The following is a 26,461-nucleotide window of genomic DNA, read 5'->3' on the forward strand; positions in this document are numbered from 1 at the left end:
GGCGGGGCGTCGCTTTGTGTGCCCGCCGACGGCTTTGGCCGCCGACCCGCGACGGGGCTACTGTCTGGCGCGTTTCCCCACACCGCCGTGGCACGTCCGCCCCCGGGTCGGGGAACGGTCCTCGTCCGCCAGCGGAAGGAGTGCGGTTTCCCGTGGGGTCCCATCGCCGCCTTGCACCGTCCGGGTTCGACCGGGGTGCCTGCGCAGCCCTCAGTGTCCTGTCGGCCGCCACGGCCGCCACGGCGGCCATCGGCGCCGTACCGGCGACGGCCGCACCGCGCGACGGCACCCGGGCCGAGGTGGACCGCCTCTACGAGGAGGCCGAGCGGGCCACCGAGGCCTTCGACCGGGCCGACGAGCGCGCCGACCTCCTGCGCACCCAGGTGGGGCACGCCCAGGACCGGATCGCCCGGCAGCAGGACCGGGTCAACTCCCTGCGCCGCACGATCGGTTCGCTGGCCGGGGCGCAGTACCGTTCCGGCGGTCTCGATCCGTCCCTGGCCCTGCTGCTCTCCGACGACCCGGACGACTACCTCGACCGGGCCTCCGTCCTGGACCGCATCACCACCCGTCAGGCCGACGAGCTGACCGAACTGCGCTCGGCCCTGCGCGAACTCTCCCAGGAGCGTGCGGACGCGACCTCGAAGCTGGATGAGCTGGAGCGCAGCCGCCGGGCGGTGGCGACGCACAAGCGGACCGTCGAGAGGAAGCTCGCGCAGGCGCGGCGGCTGCTCAACTCCCTGCCCCTCCAGGAGCGTCTGGCCTTCGGCCGGGCCTCCCGCTCCGACCGGGCGGACCTGGCCGGGTTCGGCCCGGCCGAGGCGGCCACCGGCCGCGCGGCGTTCGCCGTCGCCGCCGCCCGCTCCGCGCTGGGCCGCCCCTACGTCTGGGGCGCCAACGGCCCCGGCGGCTTCGACTGCTCGGGCCTGATGCAGTGGGCGTACGCGCGGGCGGGGGTGCACCTGCCGCGCACCTCGCAGGCCCAGCGCTTCGCCGGGCAGCGGATCCCGCTCTCCCAGGCCCGGCCCGGGGACCTGGTCGTCTACCGGTCCGACGCCAGCCACGTCGGGATGTACGTGGGCAACGGCCAGGTGATCCACGCCCCCTATCCGGGGGCCCCGGTGCGCTACGACCCCGTGGGCATGATGCCGATCTCGTCGGTCACCCGGGTCTGAGGCCTCCGCAGCCCCGTACGATCGGTGGAATGGCTGGTCGAGGGCGGGCGATGAGATCCGCGGCCGCGGGGCTGTGTCTGCTGCTCGTCTCCCTGACGGGGTGCGGCGGGCGCCCCGCGGCCGACGACGTGCGCGCCGACGCGCAGCGGCTGCTGGACGCACGGGCGGCCGCGGTCCTGCACCACGACGAGCTCGCCTACCGCGCCACCGGAACCCGGGCCGGATTCGCCGCCGTGCGGGCGGTGCCGCTCGCGGCCTGGTCCTACCGGGTCACCGCCGTGCACCGCAGCGGGAACACGGCCGTCGTGGACGCCCGGCTCGGCTATCGCGTCAGCGGGTACGACACGGCGCCGGTCACCGCCTCCCGCGTCCTCGGGCTGGCCCGCGACGCCCACGGACGGTGGCGGGTGACCTCGGACCGGCCCGCGCAGCGCACCGCACAGCAGCTGTGGGACCAGGGCGTGGTGCGCGCGGTGCGCGGCGCCCACAGCCTGGTGCTTGGCGCCGGGCAGTCCGAGGGCACGCTGCGCTCCTTCGCGGCCCTCGCCGACCGCGCGGTGCCGGCCGCGTCGCGGGCGTGGGGCGCCGACTGGAGCGGGCATGTCGTGGTGCTCGTACCGAAGTCGCTGGAGGGCATGGCCGGGCTGCTCGCCTCGCCCGCCTCGTCCTACCGAGGGATCGCGGCGGTCACCACGGGCGAGACCGGCGGCTCGGGCCGGGCGCCCGCGGACCGGATCATCGTCAACCCCGAGGCGTACGGGATGCTGGGCTCGCTGGGCCGGCAGGTCGTGCTCACCCACGAGACCACCCATGTCGCCACCCGCGCCCACACCGGCGCCGCCACCCCGCTGTGGCTGTCCGAGGGGTACGCCGACTGGGTCGGCTACCGCGGCACCGGGCGCACCGCGGCCCAGATCGCACCGGAGCTGGCCCGCGCGGTGGCCGACGGGCGGATCCCGGTGGCGCTGCCCACGGACAAGGACTTCGGCTTCACCGGGGACGCGGACGCGCTGGCGCGGGCGTACGAGGGCGGCTGGCTGGCCTGCCGGATGATCGCCGACCGCTGGGGCGAGGCCCGGCTCGGCGCGTTCTACCGGGCCGTGGGCGCGCACCGGCAGCGGGCGGGAGCGGTCGAGGACGCGCTGGCGAAGGTGCTCGGGACGACCCCGCAGCAGTTCACCGCGCTGTGGCGGGAGGCTCTGCGCACCCGCCTGGGCTGAGCCCGTCGAGGTGGGCGACGGCCTCGCCGAGCCACCCGCGCTCCGCCTCGCCCGTGGCCCGTGCCACCCGCAGCATGCCCTGCCGGAACAGGTCGTCCGTCTGCTCCGCCCGCACCGGCTGCCCGTCGCGGTAGAAGAAGCTCGCGGGCGTGTTCAGGAACTGCAGCCGCCGGCGCAGCACCGCGGCCTGTTCGGCGGGATCGGGCAGGTGCCGCAGGAACGCCAGGACCGTGTTGAAGCGCACCTGGTCGGTGATCTCCGCCTGCCGGGGGTGCCGCAGCCGTTCCAGCAGGTCCTCGCGGCCGTGTTCGGTGAGGGACAGCATCCGGCGCGGGGCCGCGCCCGCGCCCTCGGCCGTGTGCTGGTCGAGCTTGCCCGCGGTCACCAGGCGGGTGATCGCGGGGTAGAGCGCGCCGTCGCTGACCGGGCGGACATGGCCGCTGAGGGCGGTGATGCGCTCCTTCAGTTCATAGCCGTGCAGGGGCTCCTCGGCCAGGAACCCGAGGATCGACAGCTCCAGCATCAGGTGCGGTCCCTTCTCCGGTCTCGTCCCGCGCGCCCGGCTCGTGCGTCCCCTCCCGCACGTCCCGTCCCGCGGGAGTTCCGTCTTGTGGGCTTCGGGCCGCCATGGTACCTCTTATCGAGTTACCTCGTTTCGAGGTAACTCGATGAGAGGTAACTCGTTTCGAGATATCTCGATACGAGGTGCCGGACAAGAGGCACCGACAGGTGGCTCGGCCTCAGGGGGAATCACGTCGTGAACGAACACCGCGCACAGCTGGTCCGGCTCGCCCGTCCCGTCTACCTCTCGCTGCTGGCCTCCGTCGCCGCCGGGATCATCAACACCGTCTGGGTCTCCCGGCTCGGCGGCCCGGCCGTGGCCGCGGTCGCCGTGGCCACCAACACCGAGAACGTGCTTCTCGGCGTGGCCCTGGTCTTCGGCTCCGGTACGACCGTGCTGGTCGCGCACGCCAGGGGAGCCCGCGACCCGGCCGCGCTGCGGGCCGCGGTACGCGGTGGCTGGGCCGTGTGCGCACTGGTCACGCCCACCGTCCTGAGCTGCTGCTTCCTGCTGCGCGCACCACTGGCCCGGCTGGTCCTGGGCGGCGCCGACAGCGCCGCGGTCCCCCTCGCCGTCGCCTACTTCGCCGTCTCGCTGCCGGGCATGGCCGTCTTCTTCGCCCAGACCCTCGTCGACGGCATCCTCAAGGGCACCGGCGACACCAGGACCCCGATGCGGCTCGCCCTGCTCGCCAACGGCCTGATCCTGCTCTGCGACCCGTTGCTCATCCACCTCTACGGCGTCCGGGGCGCCGCCGCCTCCACCGTGCTGTGCCGGGGCGCGGCCCTCGCGGTGGGACTGCGGGCGCTGCGCCGCAACGCGCAGCTGCGCGGCGCGGCACAGGTGCGTCCCGCCGAGCAGACCGCCGCCGCGCTGCGCCGGACCCTGGCCACCGGACTGCCGATGTCGGCCGACTTCACCGTGCGCCAGGGCGGCGCGCTGGTGCTGGTCGCGATCGTGGCCCGCCTCGGCGTGACCGCGGTGGCCGCGTACGCGGTCGCCTACAAGGTCATGTACGTCGCGACCATGGCCTTCTACGCGGTACGCCAGGCCGCCTCGATCCACACCGCGCACACCCGCGGCGCGGGCCGGGACGCCCGGCGGGCCATCGGCCGGCAGGCCGTGCTGGTCTCCGGGACGGCGGCCCTGGCCGCGGCCGTCCTGCTGGGCCTGGCCGCCCCCTGGGTCATGGCCGCCTTCGGCGCCGGGCCCGAGGTCGCCGGTGCCGGGGTGCTGTTCCTGCGCTGCGTCGGGCCCTATCTGCTGCTGACGGGCTGTTTCATCGCGCTCGGCGGGGTCTTCGAGGGCAGCGGGGGAGCGCCGGCCCTGCTGCGGGTGACCGTGCTCGGCACGGCGGTCCAACTGCCGCTCGCCCTGGCCCTGTCCGGCCTCGGACTGCCCGGAATCTGCCTGGCGCTGGCGCTGGCCATGACCCTGCAGTGCGCGGCGCTGGCCCTGACGGCCGCCCGCACGGTACGTCAGGAGGAGACCGGGGTCCCGTCGGTGCGGGTCGTCTGAGCGGGGAAGGACGCCCCGCCCCCGCGGGGTACCGTCGAGCGCCACAGCCGCACGGCCGCGACGACCGCCGCGGCCACCAGCAGCCCGTTGCGCACGAACAGCAGGGTGAGGCCCGTCGGATCGCTCGAGACGACGTGGTCGAACCCGAGGGGGAACTCCAGCAACGTCACGGGCGTCGCCGCCAGGACCAGGGCGGCCGCCGGCCGCATCCGGGTGTCGCGGTGGCACAGGCAGACCGCCGCGACCCCGACCAGCCACACCAGGTACTGCGGGCTGATCACCCGGCTGGTGACGACGAACAGCAGCACCGCCGCCAGCGCCGCGTCGGGGAGCGTGTGCGGCCGGAAGCGGGTGGCCATCAGGCGCCACAGCAGCAGCCAGCCGAAGGCCGCCCCGGTCAGGCCCAGCGCCGCGGTGCTGACGACGTCCACGTACGGGCCGAGGAATTCCACCGAGCCGTAGTTCAGCAGCACCTGGCCGCTCCAGCCGAAGTGCCGGGCCACATGGAAGACCAGCGAGCCCAGCGACTCCACCTCGGTCCCGCGGTTGCGCTGGAAGGTCAGGAACGCGAACGCGCCGGGCACGGCCAGGGCGGCCACCAGGGACACCACGGCCGCGGTCACCGCCGCCGCCACCCACGCCCGGCGCCGTACGGCACCCACCAGCAGCAGCGCCGGCCACACCTTGACCAGCGCCCCGAAGCCCGCCAGCGCGCCCATCAGCCGGGGGTGCCGGGTGCCCGCGAGCAGCGAGGCCACCGCCACGGCGGTCACCATCACGTCGTAACGGGCGTAGAGCGTCGGCCCGAGCAGTGCCGCGCCCGCCACCCACGCCCAGGCGCCGAGCGGCGAGCGGCCGGCGCGCGGGCCGGCGTACTGGAGCAGCAGCAGGACCAGCAGGTCGGCCAGGACGGCGAGGACGAAGAAGGCGGTCGGATAGGACAGGAACGGCAGCAGCGCGGGGGAGAGGACCGCCAGCGCGGCGGCGGGCGGGTATTGCCAGGTGACGTCGGAGAGCGGGAACGTGCCGTGCCGCAGCACCTCGTACCAGCCCTGGTAGATCACGGACACGTCGCTGGTGACGTCCGGGCCCGGGAGGACGAACACCTTGAGCACGAACAGCAGCAGCGGCAGCCTGGTCGCCGCCCAGGCGACCGGCAGCCACACCGGGGACCGACCCGCGCCCGCAGCCTCCACCTGTGCTCCTGCTTCCGTCCGTCCGCCCTGATGACGACCACATGATGACCCGCCGTGGTGACGGCGGCACGACGACCCGTCGTGATGACGGCCACATGATGACCCGCCGCGCTGTGCGAGAGCCATGAAGCACGGCCGCGGCCGGCCGTCCGGACCCGTTGGGTAAGGTCGGCGGCGATGGACAAGACCCTCATCGTGACGAACGACTTCCCGCCCCGCCCCGGTGGCATCCAGGCGTTCCTGCACAACATGGCGCTGCGGCTCGACCCCGAACGGCTGGTCGTCTACGCCTCCACCTGGAAGCACGGCCGGGAGGGCGCCGAGGCGACGGCCGCCTTCGACGCCGAGCAGCCCTTCACGGTCGTACGGGACCGTACGACGATGCTGCTGCCGACGCCCGGGGCGACCCGGCGGGCGGTCGGGCTGCTGCGCGAGCACGGCTGCACCTCGGTGTGGTTCGGCGCGGCGGCGCCGCTCGGGCTGATGGCCCCGGCGCTGCGCAGGGCCGGGGCCGAGCGGCTGGTGGCCACCACCCACGGTCACGAGGCCGGCTGGGCCCAGCTGCCCGCCGCGCGGCAACTGCTGCGCCGCATCGGGGAGTCCACGGACACCGTCACCTACCTCGGCGAGTACACCCGCTCCCGGATCGCACCCGCGCTCACCCCGGGCGCGGCCGGGCGGATGGTCCAGCTGCCGCCGGGTGTCGACGAGAAGACCTTCCACCCCGGCTCGGGCGGCGACGCGGTACGGGCCCGGCTCGGGCTCACCGACCGCCCGGTCGTGGTGTGCGTGTCCCGGCTGGTGCCGCGCAAGGGACAGGACACGCTGATCCTGGCCATGCCGCGGATCCTGGCCGCCGAGCCGGACGCGGTGCTGCTCGTCGTCGGCGGCGGCCCGTACGAGAAGGACCTGCGCCGGCTCGCCCAGGAGACCGGGGTGGCCGGCTCCGTGCGGTTCACGGGGGCCGTGCCCTGGGGCGAACTGCCCGCCCACTTCGGTGCCGGGGACGTCTTCGCGATGCCGTGCCGCACCCGCCGGGGCGGGCTCGACGTCGAGGGACTGGGGATCGTCTACCTGGAGGCGTCCGCGACCGGGCTGCCCGTCGTGGCCGGCGACTCCGGCGGGGCGCCCGACGCCGTGCTCGACGGCGAGACCGGCTGGGTGGTGCGCGGCGGCGTCGCCGAGGAGGCCGCCGAACGGATCGTGGCCCTCCTCGGGGACGCGGAGCTGCGCCGCCGGATGGGGGAGCGGGGCCGGCAGTGGGTCGAGGAGAAGTGGCGCTGGGACCTGCTGGCGGAGAAACTGCGCGCGCTGCTGTAGCCGGGAGAACCTGCGGGCGCCGCTGCGGAGAAGCTGGCGTCGCGCCCTGCGGTGGGAGCCCTAGGCGGAGCGCGATAATCCGCCGATGCTGCGTCCATGACAGCAAAACTGATGCAGCGTCAGCTGACGAGACGTCACATCCTGGGCATGATCGCCCTCCAGGCCGCCGCCGCGGCCGGTCTCACCCGGATCGGGCTCCGGTCGGCGCAGGCCGCCGAGGAGGCCGCCGCCGTCGACAACGCGCCCGCCATCGTGGTCGGTTCCGGGTACGGCGGGGCCGTGGCCGCGCTCCGGCTCGGGCAGGCCGGGGTACGGACCGTCATGATCGAGATGGGCCGGCTGTGGAACACGGCCGGCTCCGACGGCAAGGTCTTCTGTTCCACCGCCGCCCCGGACCAGCGGTCCATGTGGTTCAAGACCCGGACCGAGGCACCGCTGGCCACCTTCCTCTGGCTGGACGTCGTCAACAAGGACATCGGCGCCTATCCCGGCGTCCTGGACCGGGTGCACTACGACAACATGTCCGTGTACGTCGGGCGCGGCGTGGGCGGCGGTTCCCTGGTCAACGGGGGGATGGCGGTCACGCCCCTCCAGTCGTACTTCGCCGAGCAGTTCCCGACCGTGGACGCGAGCGCGATGTACGGCACCTACTACCCGCGCGCCCGCGCCATGCTCGGCGTCAACACCGTCGACCCCGCCTGGTTCGAGTCGACCGAGTGGTACCGGTTCACCCGGACGTCCAGGAAGGCCGCCGCCAACGCCGGGCTCAGGACCACCTTCGTGCCCAACGTCTACGACTTCGGGTACATGCAGCAGGAGGCCGCGGGCACCGCCGTGAAGTCCGCGCTCGCGCAGGAGGTCATCTACGGCAACAACCACGGCAAGAAGAGCCTCGACAAGACCTACCTGGCCGCCGCCCTCGGCACCGGCAACGTCACCATCCACACCATGGAGAAGGTCAAGGCCATCACGCGGGCGAGCGACGGGTCGTACGTGCTGAGCGTGGACCGGATCGACACGACCGGCGCCGTGGTCGAGAGCAAGCAGTACAGCTGTACCTACCTGTTCCTGGGCGGCGGCAGTCTCGGGACCAGCGAACTGCTCGTGCGGGCCAGGGACACCGGCGCGCTGCCCGCGCTCAACTCCAGCGTGGGCGCGGGCTGGAGCACCAACGGCAACACCATGCTCGGGCGCGCCAACCACATCTGGGACACCACCGGCGCCAACCAGTCGACCATGCCGGTGATGGGCATCGACGACTGGGCCAACACCGACAACCCGGTCTTCGCGGAGATCGCCCCGCTGCCCATCGGGTTCGAGACCTGGGTGAGCCTGTACCTGGCGATCACCAAGAACCCGCAACGGGCGTCCTTCACCTACGACCCGGCGAGCGGCGCGGTGAAGCTCGGCTGGACCGCGGCCCAGAGCGCGGTCTCGGTCGCCATGGCCAGGAAGCTGTTCGACCGGATCAACGCGGCCAACGCGACGATCTACCGGTACGACCTGTTCGGGTCGAGCGGCAAGGTGTTCGCGGACGACTTCTGCTACCACCCGCTCGGCGGCTGCGTGCTGGGCAGGGCGACCGACGACTACGGCCGGGTGAAGGGGTATTCGAAGCTGTACGTCACCGACGGCTCACTGGTGCCGGGGAACATCGGCGTGAACCCGTTCGTGACCATCACCGCGCTCGCCGAGCGGACGATGGAACGGGTCCTCGCCGAGGACATGTGAGCCAAGGGCCGTACTACTTCGCGTAGATGGCCTCGATCTCGTCCGCGTAGTCCTTCGCCACCACGTTGCGCTTGAGCTTCAGCGACGGCGTCAGGTGGCCCGACTCCTCCGAGAACTGGGAGGACAGAATGCGGAACTTCCGCACCGATTCCGCCTTCGACACCGCGGCGTTGCCGTCGTCGACCGCGTCCTGGACCGCCGCGATCAGATCCGGGTCCTCGCGCAGCGACGCCGCGGTGGCACCCGCGGGCTTGCCGTGCTCGGCTGCCCAACGGCCCAGGAACTCCTCGTCGATGGTGACCAGCGCGCCCACGAACGGCCGCCCGTCGCCCACCACCATGCACTCCGCGACCAGCGCGTGCGCGCGGATGCGGTCCTCTATGACGGCCGGGGCGACGTTCTTGCCGCCCGCGGTGACGATGATCTCCTTCTTGCGGCCGGTGATCCTGAGGTAGCCGTCCTCGTCGAGGGTGCCGACGTCGCCGGTGTGGAACCAGCCGTCGGCCAGCGCCTCCGCGGTCGCGGCCTCGTTGTTCCAGTAGCCCTTGAACAGGTGCTCGCCGTGCAGCAGCACCTCGCCGTCGTCGGCGATGCGCACCACCGAGCCGGGCAGCGGCTGGCCGACCGTGCCGATCTTCTGCCGGTCCCAGGGGTTGAACGCGGTGGCGGCACAGGACTCGGTCAGGCCGTAGCCCTCCAGGACCGTGAAGCCGATGCCGCGGAAGAAGTGGCCGAGGCGCTCGCCCAGCGGGGCGCCACCGGAGATCGCGTACTCGCCGCGGCCGCCGAGGACCGCGCGCAGCTTGCTGTAGACGAGCTTGTCGAACGCCTTGTGCTTGATCCGCAGGCCGAGCGACGGGCCCGACGGGGTGTCCTGCGCCCTGCTGTAGGCGATGGCGGTGTCCGCGGCCTTGTCGAAGATCTTGCCCTTGCCGTCCGCCTGGGCCTTGGCGCGAGCCGAGTTGTAGACCTTCTCGAAGACCCGCGGGACGCCGAGGATCAGCGTCGGGCGGAAGGCGGCCAGCTCGTCGGTGAGGTTCTTGATGTCCGGGACGCAGCCCAGCTTGATCGGCGCCATCATCGGGGCGATCTGCACGAGCCGGCCGAAGACGTGCGCCAGCGGCAGGAAGAGCAGCACCGAGCACTCGCCCGTACGGAACAGCGGGCGCAGCCGCTCCACGATGTTCCCGCACTCGGCGAAGAAGCTGCGGTGGGTCAGCACACAGCCCTTGGGCCGGCCCGTGGTGCCGGAGGTGTAGACGATGGTCGCGGGGTCGTCGGCGCCGGCGATCGAGCTGCGCTCCTCGACGGCCGAGTCCGGGACGTCCTGCCCGGCCCGCTCCAGCGCGGCGACGCCGCCGTCCTCGATCTGCCAGACGTGCTGCAGCGCGGGCAGCGTCGCCCGCACCGACTCGACCGCCTCGGCGTGGCCGGGCAGCTCCACCACGCAGGCGGTGGCGCCCGAGTCGGAGAGGATCCACTGCACCTGCTCCGGCGAGCTGGTCTCGTACACCGGCACGGTGACCGCGCCCGCGCTCCAGATCGCGAAGTCCAGCAGCGTCCACTCGTAGCGGGTGCGGGACATCAGGGCGACCCGGTCGCCCGGCCGCACGCCGGAGGCGATCAGGCCCTTGGCCGCGGCGCGCACCTCGGCCTGGAAGGCGGTGGCCGTCACGTCCTGCCAGACACCGTCCACCTTGCGGGCGATGACGGCGACGTCGGGGTGCTGCGCGGCGTTTCGCCGGACGATGTCGGTGAGATTGCCGTCCGCAGGGACCTCGTACAAAGCCGGAAGGCTGAACTCGCGCAAGACTGCTGCTCCTCATAGGGCGCCGGCGCCACGACGTTGTGCGATGCGACGGTGCGGTCCACGGCTCGGGCAGTACCCAGGAGGTTCTCCCGCGAGCTCGCGACCCGCTGGTTGAATTTCTGAGTACGACTGGACTGCCCGGACGTTACCCGCCGGTATGCCGTCTTCGACAGGGGGGTCCGGCGAGATGTTCGCTGCGTCACACAGATTGGTGTTCCTTGACGCACAGTAGTCCACGCATGAACTGACGAGCCAGTAAGGGCAGGTCCGGCCGCCACTGTTCACGTATGCCCCACACGCCTACTCTTGATCGACATGGCACCCACACCAGCCGGCAACCGCAGGACCCGTGTCCATGTGGTCAGCGACGTACACGGCAACGCCCGCGACCTGGCCAGGGCCGGCGACGGCGCCGACGCGCTGATCTGCCTCGGCGACCTGGTGCTGTTCCTGGACTACGCCGACCACTCGCGCGGGATCTTCCCCGACCTGTTCGGCGTCGAGAACGCCGACCGCCTGGTCGAGCTGCGCACCGCCCGGCGCTTCACGGAGGCGCGTGAGCTGGGGGCCCGGCTCTGGGCGGGCGTCGGCGCCGACCGGGCGTCCGTGATCGAGGCGGCCGTGCGCAAGCAGTACGCCGAACTGTTCGCCGCGTTCCCCACCCCGACGTACGCGACCTACGGCAATGTCGACATGCCGCCCCTGTGGCGGGAGTACGCCGGACCGGGCACCACGGTCCTCGACGGCGAGCGGGTGGAGATCGGCGGCCGGGTCTTCGGCTTCGTGGGCGGCGGACTGCGCACCCCGATGCGGACCCCGTACGAGATCAGCGACGAGGAGTACGCCGCGAAGATCGAGGCCGTGGGCGAGGTCGACGTGCTGTGCACCCACATCCCGCCGGAGGTGCCCGAGCTGGTCTACGACACGGTCGCGCGCCGCTTCGAGCGCGGCAGTCGCGCGCTGCTGGCCGCGATCCGGCGCACGCGCCCCCGGTACGCACTGTTCGGACACGTCCACCAGCCGTTGGTGCGGCGGATGCGGATCGGGGCGACGGAGTGCGTGAACGTCGGGCACTTCGCCGGGTCCGGACGGCCCTGGGCACTGGAGTGGTGAGCGGCCGCAGGTGGGGTGACAGCGGCCCGACCCGTGCGCGGTAGCCTTCACGCTGCACACACTTGCGCAGCAGGGCGCGGCACGACGCCCTTACCGGCCCGCATCTGGAGGAGCCACGGCGATGGCGGAACACACCAGTTCGAGCATCACGATCGAGGCGGCACCGGCCGACGTGATGGGGGTGATCGCCGACTTCGCCCGCTACCCGGACTGGACCGGCGAGGTGAAGGAGGCGGAGGTCCTCAAGACCGACGACCAGGGCCGCGCCGAGCAGGTCCGACTCGTCATGGACGCCGGAGCGATCAAGGACGACCAGACCCTGGCGTACACCTGGACCGGCGCCCACGAGGTCTCCTGGACCCTGGTCAAGTCGCAGATGCTCCGCTCCCTCGACGGCTCCTACGTCCTGAAGCCGGCCGGCGACGGCGCGACCGAGGTGACCTACCTGCTCACCGTCGACGTCAAGATCCCGATGCTCGGCATGATCAAGCGCAAGGCGGAGAAGGTCATCATCGACCGGGCGCTGGCGGGACTGAAGAAGCGCGTGGAGTCGGGCGAGAAGTAGCGGGGGACGGACGGGCGGCGCGCGGCGGTAGCGTTCACCCCCATGCGCACCATCCTGATCACGGGTCCGGGCGGCAGCGGTCGGACGACCGTCGCCGCCGCCACCGCCCTGCGCGCAGCGCGCGCAGGCACCCGGACCCTGCTGCTGGGTGCCGACCGCACCGACACCCTCGGCGCCGTCCTGGGCACGGCGACCGGCGCGGCCCCGACGCGGGTCGCCCCCGGCCTCACCGCCTGGCGCCCCGACGCGGTCACCCGTTTCCACGAGGACCTCGTCTCCTTCCAGGACCGCGCCTCCTCCCTCCTGGACCTCCTCGGCGCCTCCCGGCTGGAACCCGAGGAACTCACCCCGCTCCCCGGCGCCGAGGAGCTCGGCCTGCTGCGCGCGCTGCGTGACGCCGCGCTCTCCGACGCGCACGACCTGCTCGTGGTCGACCTGCCCCCCGTCGCACAGGCCCTCGCCCTGCTCGCCCTGCCCGAGGAGCTGCGCCGCTACCTGCGCCGGCTGCTCCCGCCGGAGCGGCAGGCCGCCCGCGCCCTGCGCCCGGTCCTCGGCCGGCTCGCCGGTGTCCCGATGCCCACGGACGCGCTCTACGAGACCACCGCCCGGTGGGACCTGGAACTCGCCGCGGTGGAGGCGGTCCTCGCCGACCGGGACACCGCCGTACGCCTGGTCGCCGAGCCGGGACCGGCCGGCGCGGACGCCGTGCGCACCGCCAGCCTCGGCCTCGCCCTGCGCGGCCTGCGCGTCGAGTGCCTCGTCGCCAACCGGGTCCTGCCCGACACCGTCGCGGACCCCTGGCTGGCCGGCCTGGCCGCCCAGCAGGGCAAGGCCCTCGCCGACTGGCAGGAGTCGTACACCGTCCACCCCGTCACCCATCTGGGCCGTGACCCCCAGGGCGCCGGCGACCTCGACGGCCTCACCGCGCCGGACGTCAATACGGCACCCGCCCCGGTGGAGTGGCCGGTGGCCGACCGGCTCGCCGAGGACGGGGTGCTGGTCTGGCACATCCCGCTGCCCGGCGCGATACGCGAGGCCCTCGACCTCGTCCGGCGCGGCGACGAACTCGTCGTCACCGCCGGGCAGTTCCGCCGGATCGTCGCGCTGCCCTCGGCGCTGCGCCGCTGCACCGTCGACGGCGCGGCCCTGCGCGACGGCGAGCTGCGCGTCCGGTTCGCCCCCGACCCCGAACTGTGGCCGCGGGCCAGGTGAGCGACGTACCGCCGTTCGGGTAACGTCGTAGAGGCGAACCGTAGTCAGGAGTCCGTCATGAGCGAAGCCGAGAACCAGGGAACCCGGGCGACCGACGACGACGCCTGGGCCAAGGCCTGTGCCGAGGACCTCGAAGCCGAGCGGTCCCGCCGCCGCACCGACTACGGCCGGCCCCCGGGATCCGCCGCCGAGGAGCTGCGCAAGCTCGTCGACGCCGTGGCCGACCGGCTGTCCGCCGTGCGGTCGCCGCTGCTCGGGGCCGTCGCCGGACCGGCGGCGCAGCAGGTGGTGCGCCAGGTCGTGCAGCAGGCGAAGGCCGCCGTGGAGCCCGTCCTGGAGCGCAATCCGGACGTTTTCGATCATCTTGCCGCGGCCGGGGAGGAACTGCTCGCCGCCTACCGCTCCGCCGTCCAGGGCCAGGAGAGCCGCTGGACGGCCCGCGCCGACGACCTCGGCGGCGGGCCCGAGGACGACGGCGGGCGCCGCGACCGGGGTGACGACGGCGGTCCGGGTGAGCGCATCGACTTGGACTGACGGTCCCCTCGGGTACGGTTGGCCGTAGCGGGGCTCGACCGGAACTGAGGGATTCATGGGACTCACCATCGGCGTCGACATCGGCGGCACGAAGATCGCGGCCGGCGTGGTCGACGAGGAAGGCAACATCCTCTCGACCTTCAAGGTGCCGACCCCCACCACGTCCGAGGCCATCGTGGACGCCATCGCCTCGGCCGTGGAGGGTGCGCGCGCCGGGCACGACATCGTGGGCGTGGGTATCGGAGCGGCCGGTTACGTCAACCGGCAGCGCTCCACCGTGTACTTCGCGCCCAACATCGACTGGCGTCAGGAACCGCTGAAGGACGAGGTCGAGGCCCGCGTGGGCCTCCCCGTGGTGGTCGAGAACGACGCGAACGCGGCGGCCTGGGGCGAGTACAAGTTCGGCGCGGGCAAGGGCCACCGCAACGTCATCTGCATCACCCTCGGCACCGGCCTGGGCGGCGGCATCATCATCGGCAACAAGCTGCGCCGCGGCCACTTCGGCGTGGCCGCGGAGTTCGGCCACATCCGGATGGTGCCGGACGGTCTGCTGTGCGGCTGCGGCTCGCAGGGCTGCTGGGAGCAGTACGCCTCCGGCCGCGCCCTGGTCAGGTACGCCAAGCAGCGCGCCAACGCCACCCCCGAGCACGCGGAGGTGCTGCTCGCGCTGGGCGACGGCACCCCCGACGGCATCGAGGGCAAGCACATCTCCATGGCCGCCCGGCAGGGCGACCCGGTCGCCGTCGACTCCTACCGCGAGCTGGCCCGCTGGGCCGGTGCCGGCCTCGCCGACCTGGCCTCGCTCTTCGACCCCTCGGCGTTCATCGTCGGCGGCGGCCTCTCGGACGAGGGCGAGCTGGTCCTCGACCCGATCCGCAAGTCGTACAAGCGCTGGCTGGTCGGCGGCAACTGGCGTCCGGTCGCCGACGTGATCGCGGCCCAGCTCGGCAACAAGGCCGGCCTGGTCGGCGCGGCCGACCTGGCCCGGGAGCCCGACCCCATCATGTGACGGTCCCGCCCGCGACACGCTGACGCCCCACGCCCCCGACCGGGACGCGGGGCGTCGGCGTGTCCCGGGCGGCCGGGGCGGTGCGGTGCCCGCGACGGCCGGTGCGCGCCGGAGCGGTGACGGCCGGTGGGCGTCGGACCGGTGGCGGCCGGTGGCGGGGCGGGTGACCGGGAACCGTCGGCAACGGCGTTCGCCGGTCCCGGTCACGGCGTATCTTGCGTGCATGGCGACGTCGCTCCCGCTGCTTCCGGCCTCCCGTACCGAGCCCGACGGTTCGGCCGTCATCCGCGTCCTCTCCTACAACATCCGCTCGATGCGCGACGACACCGCGGCGCTCGCCCGGGTGATCGGCGCCTGCGCCCCGGACCTGGTCCTGATCCAGGAGGCACCCCGCTTCTTCCGCTGGCGCAAGAAACTGGCCCGGCTGGCCGCCGCGTCCGGACAGGTGATCCTCTCCGGCGGCGCCACGGCCGCGGGGCCCGCGCTCCTCACCTCGCTGCGCGCCACCGTCGAACGCACCGAGGACGTGCTGCTCCCGCTGACCCCCGGACTGCACCGGCGCGGCTTCGCGACCGCCGTGGTCCGGTTCGGCTCGGCCCGGATCGGCGTGCTCAGCTGCCACCTCAGCCTCCAGGGCGAGGAGCGTCGGGCGCAGGGCGGGATGCTCCTCGACCGGCTCGCCGCACTGGGTGTGGACCACGCCGTCGTCGGCGGCGACCTCAACGAACACCCCACCGGCCGCACCTTCCGGCGGCTCGCCGAGGGACTCCAGGACTGCCGGGCCACCGCGCCCTGGGGCGGCGAGTACACCTCCACCTCCACCGACCCCCACCAGCGCATCGACGCGCTGTTCGCCACCGAGGGCGTGGAGGTGCTGGGGTGCGGGGTGCCGCTCGGGCAGCCCGGAGTCACCGAGAGCGACCTGAGGGCGGCCACTGACCACCTTCCGGTGCTGGCCGCCCTCAGGGTTCCCGCGTCGTAGTCCCGTAGTCCCGTGGCCCGGGGTCAGACCACCGCGCCCCGGCCCGGGTCGCCGTCGTCCTCGTCGTCCGTCCTCATCCGCACCACGAGCGTGGCGAAGCCGCCCAGGAAGCCGCCGACGCCGAGCGTCGTCAGCCACCAGGTCATGTCCCAGCCGAGCACGACCGCGACCAGGAGCAGTATCGGGCCGCCGACCACCCCCAGCCACGCGAACCGGGCGGTGGTGTCCGCGTCGGGCAGCGGCGGCGGCTCGGGCGGCACGAAGTGGCCCTCGTCGTCCTCGTCGAAGTCGTCCTCGGACGCCTCGGGCGAGGTGTAGTCGCGCGGCCCGAGGCCGGGCGCGAAGGAGACCGAGCTGCCCAGCGGTCTGGCCGGCTGCCTCTCCTCCGGCTTGTCGTCGTTCGGCTCCGCCTCCAGCAGCGCCAGGTCCTCGACCGTCTTGAACGGCTTCGCGCCCGGCGGGTCCGGCGGCTCCTCGCCGTAGCCCGCGACGATCGCCGCCCATGCGGCGTCCTCGTCGAAGGACACCCCGGCGTCCTGCGACTCGTGCTCCCGGTGACCGTCGTGCTCCCGGTGACCGTCACGTTCCCCGTGGTCGTCGCGCCGTCCGCGGGCGTCCTGCGCCCCGCGGTTCTCCCGCTCCTCGCGGTCCTCGCGCTCCGAGTCGTGCTCAGCCACCTGCGGCCGTCCCTTCCTTGCCGACACTGGGTGCGAGCCGGCCGATGAAGGCGTAGCTCTCCTCGAAGACACGGTCCGCATCGTGGTCCAACGTCGCCACGTGGTAGCTCTGTTCCAGCATGACCTCCGTTACGTCCGTCGACGACACACGACTCAGGACGCGGGCGGAGTCGGCCGGCGGCACGACGTGGTCCTGCGGGCTGCGCAGAAGCAGCAGAGGCTGGGTGACCTGCGGCAGTTCACCGTCGACGAGCCGGAGGAAGTTCCGCAGGGAGTGCGCGGCGTCCAGCGGCACCCGGTCGTAGCCGACCTCCACCACACCCTCCTTCGCGATGTCGCTCGCGATGCCCCGGGTCGTACGCACGAGGTGGCGGGCGATCGGGAGGGTGTACGCGGACAGCCCGTGGACCTTGTTCGCCGGGTTGACGACGATGACGCCGTCGACCGCGTCCCCGTGCCGGGCGGCGAGCCGCAGGGCCAGCGCGCCGCCCATGGACAGCCCGGCCACGAACACCCGGGCACAGCGCTCGCGCAGGGCGCGCAGCTCCCGGTCGACCTCCGCGTACCAGTCCTGCCAGCCGGTGATCCAGAGGTCCTCCCAGCGGGTGCCGTGCCCCGGCAGCAGCGGCAGCGACACGGTCAGCGACCGGTGGGCGAGGAACTGGGCCCAGGGGCGCAGGGACTGCGGGGAACCGGTGAAACCATGGCAGAGGAGGACACCTACCTCCCCGCCCTCATGGCGGTACGGCTCGGCTCCAGGAAGGACCGGCACCTTCGGTCTCCTGTTCATATCAGGGGTGAGAACACTTCCGAGTGTGGTTCACCGTACGCGACCGCACTGACACCGACCAGGGCCGTCGGGCTCATTGGCGGCACTCCGGGTTAAGGTCTGAGCGACACATACAGGAGGCACTCGGTTGTTGTACGGCGCGATGAAGCTTTCCATCGGCGGGCCGCTGAAGATGATCTTCAGGCCCTGGGTGGAAGGCCTGGAGAACGTACCGGCCGAGGGCCCGGCGATCCTTGCGAGCAATCACCTGTCCTTCTCGGACTCGTTCTTCCTGCCCGCAGTCCTCGACCGCAAGGTCACCTTCATCGCGAAGGCCGAGTACTTCACCACGCCGGGGGTGAAGGGACGGCTGACGGCCGCCTTCTTCAAGGGCGTCGGCCAGCTCCCGGTGGACCGCTCCGGCGCGCGCGGCGCGGGCGAGGCCGCGATCAAGAGCGGCATAGAGGTGCTGAAGAGCGGTGAGCTCTTCGGCATCTACCCGGAGGGCACGCGTTCGCCCGACGGCCGTCTCTACCGGGGCAAGCCCGGCGGCCTCGCGCGCGTGGCGCTCGCCACCGGGGCGCCCGTGATCCCGGTCGCCATGATCGACACGGAGAAGGTGCAGCCGCCGGGGCAGGTCATGCCGAAGATGGTGCGGCCCGGCATCCGGATCGGCAAGCCGCTGGACTTCAGCCGCTACCACGGCATGGACCACGACCGTTTCGTGCTCCGCGCGGTGACCGACGAGGTCATGTACGAGATCATGCGGCTGTCCGGTCAGGAGTACGTGGACATCTACGCCACCGCGGCCAAGCGGCAGATCGCGGACGCGGCGAAGGCGGAGAAGGAAGCGGAGAAGGCGTCGAGGGCCGCGCTCGCGCAGGCGGCCAGGGAACAGGGCGAGAAGGACAAGTCGCAGACGTAGAGCGCCCGGGACACGACGGTCAGGGGCGAGGCGGGGGCGTGGGGGATTGGCCAGGCGCGTCAGAGTCATGAGCATGTCCGTGGAGCTGCCGCTGTGGCGGGCGCTCACCGGCTACCGGGTGCTGACCATGCTGTACGCGGTCGGCCTGTTCGCCACCGCCTACGACGGCTTCGCGCGTCCCTGGGTGGCGATCTGCTACTTCGTCGTCCTGGCCGGGTGGACCCTGGCCACCCTGCCGAAGGTGGCGAACGCGGCGAGCTGCACGAAGAGGTTCCTCGCCGTGGACCTCACCGTGGCGCTGACCGGCATCCTCCTCACCCCGGTCGCCGACTCCCACCAGCGCATCCTCGACGGGGGTCCGACCCTGCCGTCGATATGGACCGCGGGGTCCGTGCTGGCCTTCGCCGTCAAGGGCGGCTGGCGCTGGGCGGCGGTCGCCTCCAGCCTGGTGGCCGCCGCGAACCTCGTGGAGCGCGGCGCCCCGACCCGCGACACCGTCCACAACGTGATCCTGGTCTGGGTCGCCTCCATCGCCATCGGCTACGTCGTCGAGGTCGCCCGCGCCTCCGAGCGGACCCTCGCCCGTGCCCTGGAGATCGAGGCGGCGACCCGGGAGCGGGAGCGGCTCGCCCGGGACATCCACGACGGCGTGCTCCAGGTGCTGGCGATGGTCCAGCGGCGCGGCGCGGTCCTCGGCGGCGAGGCGGCCGAGCTCGGCCGGATGGCGGGCGAGCAGGAGGTGGCGCTGCGCACCCTGGTCTCCGGCGGACTGGTGCCGGTGTCCCGGGAGTCGCGGGACGCCGCCGACGGAGCGTTCGTCGTCACCGTCGACGAGCCGGAGGACGACGGTCCGGTGGATCTGCGCACGCTGCTCCTGCCGTACGCCGCCGCCCGGGTCAGCCTGGCCGAGCCCGGCGCCCCGGTGCTGCTGGCACCGGCCGCCGCGCGGGAGCTGGCCGCGGCCGTCGGGGCGGCCCTGGACAACGTACGCAGACACGCCGGGACGGACGCCCGGGCCTGGATCCTGGTCGAGGACGAGCCGCACTCGGTCGTCGTGACCGTGCGCGACGACGGGCCCGGCATCCCCGAGGGGCGGCTCGCGCAGGCTGAGGGCGAGGGGCGGCTCGGGGTGGCCCTGTCGATCCGGGGGCGGCTGCGCGACCTGGGGGGCAGCGCCGAGCTGTGCTCGATCCCGGGGCAGGGCACGGAGGTCGAGCTGACGGTGCCGAAGGAAGCCGCGCGGCCCGTGGGGCAGGGCACGGCGAGGAAGACCGGGAACCGGGACGGGGACGGACATGGGGGAAGGCGGAGCGGCGGCGATGAGTGAGCAGCGGGAACCGATCAGGGTGATGGTCGTCGACGACCACCCCATGTGGCGCGACGCGGTGGCCCGGGATCTGGCCGAGTCGGGCTTCGACGTGGTCGCCACGGCCGGCGACGGCGAGCAGGCGGTGCGCCGGGCGAAGGCGGCCGGACCCGACGTGCTGGTCCTCGACCTGAACCTGCCGGCCAAGCCCGGCGTCCAGGTGTGCAAGGAGGTCGTCGCAGCCGACCCGGCCCTGCGCGTGCTGGTGCTGTCGGCGAGCGGTGAGCACGCCGACGTGCTGGAGGCGGTGAAGTCCGGCGCGACCGGCTACCTGCTGAAGTCGGCTTCGACGCAGGAGCTGCTGGACGCCGTTCGCCGGACGGCCGTGGGCGACCCGGTCTTCACCCCGGGCCTGGCCGGTCTGGTCCTCGGCGAGTACCGCCGCCTGGCCGCCGAGCCCGCGTCCGCGGCCGAGGCGGGCGCGGCGGACGCGCCCCGGCTCACCGACCGCGAGACCGAGGTGCTGCGGCTGGTCGCCAAGGGCCTGAGCTACAAGCAGATCGCCGAGCGCCTGGTCATCTCCCACCGCACGGTGCAGAACCACGTCCAGAACACCCTGGGCAAACTCCAGCTGCACAACCGGGTGGAACTGGTCCGGTACGCGATAGAGCGCGGACTCGACGACGAGTGAGCCGCCCGTTGTCGCAGGACAACCCGATGAGCAGACCCGGTACGTAAACCGTCGGCCTCACAATTCACCGGAATTGCCCTTCCCGACCATGCCGAAGTGACCTGGGTCACTATTACCGTGACCCTGACCAGGCAACCGTGGCGAAGGGACATTTCCATGCGGGTCGGAGTACTGACCGGAGGCGGCGACTGCCCCGGACTCAACGCCGTCATCCGGGGCATCGTCCGCAAGGGCGTGCAGGAGTACGGCTATGCCTTCGTCGGCTTCAAGGACGGCTGGCGAGGGCCGCTCGAAGGGGACACGGTCCGTCTCGACATCCCCGCGGTGCGCGGCATCCTGCCCCGGGGCGGCACGATCCTCGGCTCGTCGCGGACCAACCCCCTGAACGCGGACGACGGCATCCGCCGGATCAAGGACAACCTCGCCAAGCACGAGGTCGGAGCCCTGATCGCGATCGGCGGCGAGGACACCCTCGGCGTCGCCGCCCGGCTGTCCGACGAGTACGGCGTGCCCTGCGTCGGCGTGCCGAAGACCATCGACAACGACCTCTCCGCCACGGACTACACCTTCGGCTTCGACACCGCCGTGGGCATCGCGACCGAGGCGATCGACCGGCTGCACACCACCGCCGAGTCGCACATGCGCGTCCTCGTCTGCGAGGTGATGGGCCGCCACGCGGGCTGGATCGCCGTCCACTCGGGTCTGGCCGGCGGCGCCAACGTCATCCTCATCCCCGAGCAGCGCTTCGACGTCGAGCAGGTGTGCGCCTGGATCACCTCCCGCTTCAAGGCGTCGTACGCGCCGATCGTCGTCGTCGCGGAGGGCGCCATGCCGAAGGACGGCGAGGTGGTCCTCAAGGACGAGTCGCTGGACTCCTTCGGGCACGTCCGGCTGTCCGGTGTCGGCGAGTGGCTGGCCAAGGAGATCGAGAAGCGCACCGGCAAGGAGGCCCGCACCACCGTGCTGGGGCACATCCAGCGCGGCGGCACCCCCAGCGCCTTCGACCGCTGGCTGGCCACCCGCTTCGGGCTGCACGCCATCGACGCCGTCCACGAGGGCGACTTCGGCAAGATGGTAGCCCTGCGCGGCACGGACATCGTCCGCGTCCCGATCGCGGAGGCCACCGCCAAGCTCAAGACGGTGGACCCGAAGCTGTACGAGGAGGTAGGGGTCTTCTTCGGCTGAACCGGCGCCACCGGCCGGACCGGGTCGTGGGCCGTAGGATCGGCCCATGACCCAGCGGATCGGGGACGGGACGGGAGCGGTCGTGGAGATTCTCGGCTTCGGTGTCCAGGCGGACGAGAAGCCCCTGCTGGAGAAGGCGTTCGCAGGTCACCACGAGATCCGCTGCCTGGACGTCTTCCTCAACGAGGACACCGCCCCCATCGCGGTGGGCCACGAGATCGTCTGCACCAGCGTCAACTGCGACCTCGGCCCCGGGGTGCTGGAGATCCTCGCGGCCGGCGGGACCCGGATGGTCGCCCAGCGCTCCACCGGCTTCAACAACATCGACCTCCAGGTCGCCGAACGGCTCGGCCTGCGGGTCGCCCGGGTGTCGTCGTACTCGCCCTATTCGGTGGCCGAGTTCGCCTGGACCCTCGCCATGGCGGTCAACCGCCGGGTCGTCCGCGCGGCCACCCGGACCCGGGACTTCGACTTCCGTCTCGACGGTCTCATGGGCCGTGACATGCACGGCCGTACCGCGGGGATCGTCGGCACCGGCAAGATCGGCGAGGCGTTCGCCAGGATCGCCCACGGCTTCGGCATGCGACTGCTCGGCTGGGACGTCGCCGAGAACCCGGCGTGCCTCGAGCTCGGCATGACCTATGTGTCCAAGGACCGGCTCCTCGCCGAGTCCGACCTGGTCAGCCTGCACGTCCCGCTGCTGCCGCAGACCCAGGACCTCATCGACGCCGCCGCCCTGAAGCTGATGAAGGACGACGTGATCCTGGTCAACTCCAGCCGCGGCGGTCTGGTCGACACCGCGGCCCTCGTCGCCGAACTGCGCGAGGGCCGCTTCACCGGCGTCGGCCTCGACGTCTACGAGGCGGAGGCGGGCCTGTTCTTCCTCGACAAGTCCCTGGAGGCCGTCGGGGACGACACCCTGGCCCGCCTGGTCACCTTCCCGAACGTCCTGGTCACCTCCCACCAGGCGTACTACACCGTGGACGCCGTGGGCCAGATCGTCGAGGCCACCGTGCAGAACGTCCTCGACTACACGGCCGGCCTGCGCTCCGCGAACGTACTGGTGCCGCGCAGCTGACCGACCAGCTCCCGCACGACGGCGGCGCCGTTCAGCGTCAGCACCGACTCCGGATGGAACTGGACCCCGGCGAACGCGTTGCCGTGCGCGCCGCCCGGCCCGCGCAGCGCGTGCACCTCCCCGCCCGCACCGAGGCTGACCTCGATGCCGCGCCCGGCCAGCTCCGCGAGCGCGCTGTCGTCGCAGCGCGCCACGAAGCTGTTGTAGAAGCCGACGGTCTCGGTCCGCCCGAACAGGTCGATCTCCGTCTGCGCCCCCTGGTACGGCACCTCCTTGCGGACGATCGGCAGCCCCAGTTCGGCCGCGATCAGCTCGTGCCCGAGGCAGACCCCGAGGACGCCGTGCCGGTGCTCCCCGAGCACCCGGGCGGTCAGCTCGCGCAGCAGCCGCATCCTGGGATCGGCGAGGTCCGAGGGATCGCCGGGGCCGGGACCGAGGACGACCGGCCCCTCGTGCGCGAGCACCGCCTCCCGCAGCCCCGGCTCGTCATGGCGCCGCACGGTCACGTCCAGCCCGCCGGAGCGCAGCACGTGCGCGAGCATCGCGGTGAAGGTGTCCTCCGCGTCGACCACCAGGGCGTGCCCGGCGAGCTGCGCGGTCCGCTCCTGCATCCGCAGCCAGAACGGCGCCAGGGACGCCCGCCGCCCGTCCAGCGCGGCCCGCACCCGCGGGTCGTCCGCCAGCCGGGGCAGCGCCCGCGGCGCGCCCGGCCGCGGCGGACGCACGCCGAGCGCCGCCAGCACGCCCGCCGCCTTGGCGTGGGTCTCCGCGACCTCGCCCGCGGGATCCGACCCGCGCACCAGCGTGGCGCCCACCGGCACCCGCAGCCGCCCGGCCGCGTCGATGTCGGCGGTGCGGATGAGGATGGGGGAGTCGAGGGTCTGGGCCCCGCCCGCGTCCCGGCCGAGCAGCGCCAGCGCGCCCGCGTAGTAGCCGCGCCCGGCACCGTCCGGCCCGACGGGCTCGTACCGCTGGATGACCCGGCAGGCGTTCTGCACGGGCGAGCCGGTGACGGTGGCCGCGAACATGGTCTCCTTCAGCACCTCCCGCACATCCAGCGAGGACCGGCCGCGCAGCTCGTACTCGGTGTGCGCGAGGTGGGCCATCTCCTTCAGCCGCGGGCCGACGACGACCCCGCCCATGTCGCCGACGGTGCACATCATCTTGAGCTCCTCGTCGACGACCATCGACAGCTCCTCGATCTCCTTGCCGTCGGCCAGGAAGCCGAGCAGGTGCTCCGGCGTCGGCCCCGCGTCGGGATAGCGGTACGTCCCGCTGATCGGGTTCATGACGACCGTGCCGCCGGACATCCGCACGTGCACCTCGGGACTGGCGCCCACCAGGGTGCGCTCCCCGGTGTGCACGACGAAGGTCCAGTACGCGCCCCGCTCGCCCGCCAGCAGCCGGCGGAACAGCGCGAGCGCGTCGGCGCGCCCGAAGCCGGGGATCTCGCCCGTATAGGTGCGCCGGATCACGAAGTTCGCGCCCTCGCCCCGCCCGATCTCGTCGCGCAGCACCCGGCCGACGATCCCGGCGTACTCCTCGTCGCCGACGTCGAAGCCGCCGCCCTCCACCCGCACCTCGTGCCCCGGCAACTGGTCCAGGGCGTCAGCGAGCGGGACGGTGCACGTCTCCTCGGGGGTGAGGAACACCAGCGGTGTGCCGTCGTCGCGCACGTCGAACCCGCGTTCGCGGATCTGGCGGAACGGGACGAGCGCGAGACCCTCGCCGGGCAGGTCGGCGAGCCGGTCGTAGGTGCGGACCGGGCCGAGGAGCACCTCCACGACCGAGTCGTCGTGGCCGGGGGCACGGCGGCGCAGCAGGGCGAACGGGCGGGGGTCGTCGAGCAGGTCGAGCAACTGCATGGGTCCGTGTCCTTCTCGTGGGGAGGGACGGCCCGTGCCTCGGAAAACACCGAAGGCCGCCCCTCGGGCGGCCTTCGCGAAGTCGTGCGTACGCGCAGTCAGTGGGCCGCCGGATGAGCGGTCCACCACCAGTTCTGGGTCGAAAGCGCGTACATGCGACGCACCCTACCCCATGCCGGGGGCCGGGGTGTCTCACATGAGTGATAGGTCGTCTCACCTGTCGAGCCGGGCGAAAAGGACCCGCTGCGACCCCGTAGTGTTGAGAGCGTGACCGTGAACGCTGATTCCCGAAGTGTCGCCGCTCAGGCGACTTGGCGAGACCTGCCCGCGGCGCAGCAGCCCGAGTACCCGGATGCCGAGGCTCTGCGCGATGTGATCGCCGAGCTCGAGTCGTATCCGCCCCTGGTGTTCGCCGGCGAGTGTGACCAGTTGCGCGCCCGGATGGCCGCCGTCGCCCGAGGGGACGCGTTTCTGCTCCAGGGCGGTGACTGCGCCGAGTCCTTCGACGCGGTGTCCGCCGAGCACATCAGGGCCAAGCTCAAGACCCTCCTCCAGATGGGCGCCGTCCTCACGTACGCCGCGTCCGTGCCCGTGGTCAAGGTGGGCCGGATCGCCGGCCAGTACTCCAAGCCGCGCTCCAAGGGCACCGAGACCCGTGACGGTGTGACCCTGCCCACCTACCGGGGCGACTCCGTCAACGGCTTCGACTTCACCGAAGAGGCCCGGATCCCGGACCCCGCGCGGCTGAAGCGCATGTACAACGCCTCCGCCTCCACGCTCAACCTGGTGCGCGCCTTCTCCACGGGTGGCTACGCCGACCTGCGCCAGGTGCACGCCTGGAACCAGGACTTCGTGAAGTCGTCCCCGTCCGGGCAGCGCTACGAGCAGCTGGCGCGCGAGATCGACAACGCGCTGAACTTCATGCGGGCCTGCGGCACCGACCCGGAGGAGTTCAAGACCGTCGAGTTCTACTCCTCGCACGAGGCGCTGCTGCTCGACTACGAGTCCGCCCTGACGCGGGTCGACTCGCGCACCGGACAGCTGTACGACGTCTCGGCGCACATGGTGTGGATCGGCGAGCGCACCCGGCAGCTGGACCACGCGCACGTCGAGTTCGCCTCGAAGATCCGCAACCCGATCGGCATCAAGCTCGGCCCGACGACCACGGCCGAGGAGGCGCTGCGGTACATCGACCGCCTCGACCCCGATCGTGAGCCGGGCCGTCTCACCTTCATCGTGCGGATGGGCGCGGACAAGGTCCGCGACAAGCTGCCCGAGCTGGTCGAGAAGGTCACCGCCTCCGGCGCCACCGTGGCCTGGGTGACCGACCCGATGCACGGCAACACCTTCGAGGCGGCCTCCGGCCACAAGACCCGCCGCTTCGACGACGTGCTCGACGAGGTCAAGGGCTTCTTCGAGGTCCACAAGGGCCTGGGCACGCACCCGGGCGGCATCCACGTGGAGCTCACCGGCGACGACGTCACCGAGTGCGTGGGCGGCGGCGACGAGATCTTCGTCGACGACCTGCACCAGCGCTACGAGACGGCCTGCGACCCGCGCCTGAACCGCAGCCAGTCGCTGGACCTGGCGTTCCTGGTCGCGGAGATGTACCGGGACCAGTAACCGGAACGATTAATTGCAGTAGGGCGCGGATCACATGCGATCCGCGCCCTCTCGCACTTTTGCGGGTTCTGTGTGCCGGGTAAGGTTAGGTAAGCCTCACCGATCATCGGGACGGCAAGACTGAGCGATCCCGTCGGGAGGTGAATCCGCGTGTACGTGTGCAGCTGCTTCGGGGTGACCGAGGCGCAGGTCAAGAAGCACGCGGCGGACGGCGCGTGCACCCCGCGCCAGATCGCCTCGGCCTGCAAGGCGGGCACCGACTGCGGTTCGTGCGTACGGCGGATCCAGGCCATCCTCGGCCGTGGGGCGTGCCCGCGCCGCGAGATGGCCGACCAGGGCAAGCCGGTCCTGTCCGCCCTGGACGAGGCCGCCTAGAACAGGCCCGGACGAGGCCT

25 protein-coding genes are annotated in these 26,461 nt (G+C 72.6%); 18 read left to right on the top strand and 7 right to left on the bottom strand.

Annotation, left to right across the window (positions count from 1 at the left end; translation table 11 throughout):
• Positions 1-152 precede the first annotated feature (152 nt).
• Positions 153-1,175 carry a C40 family peptidase gene (locus tag ABT085_RS00625; RefSeq protein ID WP_351600023.1) on the top strand — a complete coding sequence of 341 codons (1,023 nt, stop codon included), beginning with the start codon at positions 153-155 and terminating at the stop codon, positions 1,173-1,175.
• A gap of 29 nt (positions 1,176-1,204) precedes the next feature.
• On the top strand, positions 1,205-2,395 hold the full coding sequence (locus ABT085_RS00630; RefSeq protein WP_351600025.1) for a hypothetical protein: 1,191 nt from the start codon (positions 1,205-1,207) through the stop codon (positions 2,393-2,395).
• Here ABT085_RS00630 and ABT085_RS00635 read toward each other — a convergent pair.
• Positions 2,352-2,918 (bottom strand): PadR family transcriptional regulator, encoded by a 567-nt coding sequence (locus tag ABT085_RS00635; protein ID WP_351600027.1) that lies wholly within the window; start codon positions 2,916-2,918, stop codon positions 2,352-2,354. The two genes, ABT085_RS00630 and ABT085_RS00635, sit on opposite strands and share 44 nt — an antisense overlap.
• 234 nt (positions 2,919-3,152) lie before the next feature.
• Between ABT085_RS00635 and ABT085_RS00640 the strand changes: the two genes are divergently transcribed.
• Complete coding sequence (locus tag ABT085_RS00640) at positions 3,153-4,475, top strand: MATE family efflux transporter (protein ID WP_351600029.1); 1,323 nt, start codon at positions 3,153-3,155, stop codon at positions 4,473-4,475.
• Here ABT085_RS00640 and ABT085_RS00645 read toward each other — a convergent pair.
• Entirely contained in the window at positions 4,436-5,671 is a 1,236-nt protein-coding gene (locus tag ABT085_RS00645) for a glycosyltransferase 87 family protein (protein ID WP_351600031.1), read from the bottom strand. The genes ABT085_RS00640 and ABT085_RS00645 overlap by 40 nt on opposite strands.
• A 177-nt stretch (positions 5,672-5,848) precedes the next feature.
• Here ABT085_RS00645 and ABT085_RS00650 point away from each other — a divergent pair, with 177 nt between their 5' ends.
• Positions 5,849-6,991, top strand: a complete 1,143-nt coding sequence (locus ABT085_RS00650) for a glycosyltransferase family 4 protein (RefSeq protein ID WP_351600033.1) — start codon at positions 5,849-5,851, stop codon at positions 6,989-6,991.
• Positions 6,992-7,087: 96 nt separating this feature from the next.
• Complete coding sequence (locus ABT085_RS00655) at positions 7,088-8,722, top strand: GMC oxidoreductase (RefSeq protein WP_502982580.1); 1,635 nt, start codon at positions 7,088-7,090, stop codon at positions 8,720-8,722.
• A 13-nt stretch (positions 8,723-8,735) separates the two neighbouring features.
• Here ABT085_RS00655 and ABT085_RS00660 read toward each other — a convergent pair whose 3' ends face one another.
• Positions 8,736-10,532, bottom strand: a complete 1,797-nt coding sequence (locus ABT085_RS00660) for an AMP-dependent synthetase/ligase (RefSeq protein WP_351600035.1) — start codon at positions 10,530-10,532, stop codon at positions 8,736-8,738.
• Between the two features lie 315 nt (positions 10,533-10,847).
• Here ABT085_RS00660 and ABT085_RS00665 point away from each other — a divergent pair, with 315 nt between their 5' ends.
• From ABT085_RS00665 to ABT085_RS00690, 6 genes are all read left to right on the top strand, one after another.
• Positions 10,848-11,645, top strand: coding sequence for a metallophosphoesterase family protein (locus ABT085_RS00665; RefSeq protein ID WP_351600038.1), 798 nt, complete (start codon positions 10,848-10,850; stop codon positions 11,643-11,645).
• Between the two features lie 121 nt (positions 11,646-11,766).
• Positions 11,767-12,210, top strand: coding sequence for an SRPBCC family protein (locus ABT085_RS00670; RefSeq protein WP_351600040.1), 444 nt, complete (start codon positions 11,767-11,769; stop codon positions 12,208-12,210).
• A gap of 42 nt (positions 12,211-12,252) precedes the next feature.
• Positions 12,253-13,422, top strand: coding sequence for an ArsA family ATPase (locus tag ABT085_RS00675; protein WP_351600042.1), 1,170 nt, complete (start codon positions 12,253-12,255; stop codon positions 13,420-13,422).
• 57 nt (positions 13,423-13,479) lie between these two features.
• Positions 13,480-13,956, top strand: coding sequence for a DUF5304 domain-containing protein (locus ABT085_RS00680; protein ID WP_351600044.1), 477 nt, complete (start codon positions 13,480-13,482; stop codon positions 13,954-13,956).
• A 55-nt stretch (positions 13,957-14,011) separates the two neighbouring features.
• A complete protein-coding gene (locus ABT085_RS00685; RefSeq protein WP_152886501.1) occupies positions 14,012-14,965 on the top strand; it encodes an ROK family glucokinase in 954 nt (317 codons plus the stop codon).
• A gap of 223 nt (positions 14,966-15,188) precedes the next feature.
• On the top strand, positions 15,189-15,947 hold the full coding sequence (locus tag ABT085_RS00690; RefSeq protein WP_351600046.1) for an endonuclease/exonuclease/phosphatase family protein: 759 nt from the start codon (positions 15,189-15,191) through the stop codon (positions 15,945-15,947).
• A gap of 23 nt (positions 15,948-15,970) precedes the next feature.
• On the opposite strand, the gene ABT085_RS00695 is transcribed toward ABT085_RS00690, so the two are convergent.
• On the bottom strand, positions 15,971-16,624 hold the full coding sequence (locus ABT085_RS00695; protein ID WP_351600048.1) for a hypothetical protein: 654 nt from the start codon (positions 16,622-16,624) through the stop codon (positions 15,971-15,973).
• Positions 16,617-17,396 carry an alpha/beta hydrolase gene (locus tag ABT085_RS00700; protein WP_351600050.1) on the bottom strand — a complete coding sequence of 260 codons (780 nt, stop codon included), beginning with the start codon at positions 17,394-17,396 and terminating at the stop codon, positions 16,617-16,619. The genes ABT085_RS00695 and ABT085_RS00700 overlap by 8 nt, the downstream gene beginning before the upstream one ends.
• 160 nt (positions 17,397-17,556) lie before the next feature.
• On the opposite strand from ABT085_RS00700, the gene ABT085_RS00705 reads away from it, so the two are divergent.
• The 5 genes from ABT085_RS00705 (at position 17,557) to ABT085_RS00725 (ending at position 22,578) form a co-directional block, all read left to right on the top strand.
• The gene (locus tag ABT085_RS00705; RefSeq protein WP_351600054.1) at positions 17,557-18,318 is read left to right on the top strand and encodes a lysophospholipid acyltransferase family protein; all 762 of its coding nucleotides are present in this window, start codon (positions 17,557-17,559) and stop codon (positions 18,316-18,318) included.
• 46 nt (positions 18,319-18,364) lie between these two features.
• Positions 18,365-19,645, top strand: a complete 1,281-nt coding sequence (gene macS / locus ABT085_RS00710) for a MacS family sensor histidine kinase (protein ID WP_351600056.1) — start codon at positions 18,365-18,367, stop codon at positions 19,643-19,645.
• On the top strand, positions 19,638-20,315 hold the full coding sequence (locus tag ABT085_RS00715) for a response regulator (protein WP_351600058.1): 678 nt from the start codon (positions 19,638-19,640) through the stop codon (positions 20,313-20,315). Before macS ends, ABT085_RS00715 begins: the two co-directional genes overlap by 8 nt.
• 156 nt (positions 20,316-20,471) lie before the next feature.
• Positions 20,472-21,500, top strand: coding sequence for a 6-phosphofructokinase (locus ABT085_RS00720; RefSeq protein ID WP_351600060.1), 1,029 nt, complete (start codon positions 20,472-20,474; stop codon positions 21,498-21,500).
• 82 nt (positions 21,501-21,582) lie between these two features.
• Positions 21,583-22,578, top strand: coding sequence for a 2-hydroxyacid dehydrogenase (locus ABT085_RS00725; protein WP_351600108.1), 996 nt, complete (start codon positions 21,583-21,585; stop codon positions 22,576-22,578).
• Here ABT085_RS00725 and ABT085_RS00730 read toward each other — a convergent pair.
• Both ABT085_RS00730 and ABT085_RS00735 read right to left on the bottom strand, forming a co-directional pair.
• Complete coding sequence (locus ABT085_RS00730) at positions 22,530-24,443, bottom strand: anthranilate synthase family protein (RefSeq protein ID WP_351600062.1); 1,914 nt, start codon at positions 24,441-24,443, stop codon at positions 22,530-22,532. The genes ABT085_RS00725 and ABT085_RS00730 overlap by 49 nt on opposite strands.
• A 98-nt stretch (positions 24,444-24,541) precedes the next feature.
• Positions 24,542-24,598, bottom strand: a complete 57-nt coding sequence (locus tag ABT085_RS00735; protein WP_152890175.1) for a trp operon leader peptide — start codon at positions 24,596-24,598, stop codon at positions 24,542-24,544.
• Positions 24,599-24,710: 112 nt separating this feature from the next.
• Between ABT085_RS00735 and ABT085_RS00740 the strand changes: the two genes are divergently transcribed.
• Together ABT085_RS00740 and ABT085_RS00745 are read left to right on the top strand one after the other, a co-directional pair.
• Positions 24,711-26,066: a class II 3-deoxy-7-phosphoheptulonate synthase gene (locus ABT085_RS00740; RefSeq protein ID WP_351600064.1), complete on the top strand. Its 1,356-nt coding sequence runs from the start codon at positions 24,711-24,713 to the stop codon at positions 26,064-26,066.
• Between the two features lie 150 nt (positions 26,067-26,216).
• Positions 26,217-26,441 carry a (2Fe-2S)-binding protein gene (locus ABT085_RS00745; RefSeq protein WP_162468861.1) on the top strand — a complete coding sequence of 75 codons (225 nt, stop codon included), beginning with the start codon at positions 26,217-26,219 and terminating at the stop codon, positions 26,439-26,441.
• Positions 26,442-26,461: the final 20 nt, after the last annotated feature.

Origin of the sequence: Streptomyces sp. NPDC002265, assembly GCF_040296125.1 — a bacterium.
Taxonomy (GTDB): Bacteria; Actinomycetota; Actinomycetes; order Streptomycetales; family Streptomycetaceae; genus Streptomyces.

Bases quoted from the DNA above. Each gene is read 5' to 3' on its own strand.
- ABT085_RS00630 (WP_351600025.1), top strand. From the start codon at position 1,205: ATGGCTGGTCGAGGGCGGGCGATGAGATCCGCGGCCGCGGGGCTGTGT.
- ABT085_RS00635 (WP_351600027.1), bottom strand. From the start codon at position 2,918: ATGCTGGAGCTGTCGATCCTCGGGTTCCTGGCCGAGGAGCCCCTGCAC.
- ABT085_RS00650 (WP_351600033.1), top strand. From the start codon at position 5,849: ATGGACAAGACCCTCATCGTGACGAACGACTTCCCGCCCCGCCCCGGT.
- ABT085_RS00655 (WP_502982580.1), top strand. From the start codon at position 7,088: ATGACAGCAAAACTGATGCAGCGTCAGCTGACGAGACGTCACATCCTG.
- ABT085_RS00665 (WP_351600038.1), top strand. From the start codon at position 10,848: ATGGCACCCACACCAGCCGGCAACCGCAGGACCCGTGTCCATGTGGTC.
- ABT085_RS00670 (WP_351600040.1), top strand. From the start codon at position 11,767: ATGGCGGAACACACCAGTTCGAGCATCACGATCGAGGCGGCACCGGCC.
- ABT085_RS00675 (WP_351600042.1), top strand. From the start codon at position 12,253: ATGCGCACCATCCTGATCACGGGTCCGGGCGGCAGCGGTCGGACGACC.
- ABT085_RS00680 (WP_351600044.1), top strand. From the start codon at position 13,480: ATGAGCGAAGCCGAGAACCAGGGAACCCGGGCGACCGACGACGACGCC.
- ABT085_RS00685 (WP_152886501.1), top strand. From the start codon at position 14,012: ATGGGACTCACCATCGGCGTCGACATCGGCGGCACGAAGATCGCGGCC.
- ABT085_RS00690 (WP_351600046.1), top strand. From the start codon at position 15,189: ATGGCGACGTCGCTCCCGCTGCTTCCGGCCTCCCGTACCGAGCCCGAC.
- ABT085_RS00705 (WP_351600054.1), top strand. From the start codon at position 17,557: ATGAAGCTTTCCATCGGCGGGCCGCTGAAGATGATCTTCAGGCCCTGG.
- ABT085_RS00715 (WP_351600058.1), top strand. From the start codon at position 19,638: ATGAGTGAGCAGCGGGAACCGATCAGGGTGATGGTCGTCGACGACCAC.
- ABT085_RS00720 (WP_351600060.1), top strand. From the start codon at position 20,472: ATGCGGGTCGGAGTACTGACCGGAGGCGGCGACTGCCCCGGACTCAAC.
- ABT085_RS00730 (WP_351600062.1), bottom strand. From the start codon at position 24,443: ATGCAGTTGCTCGACCTGCTCGACGACCCCCGCCCGTTCGCCCTGCTG.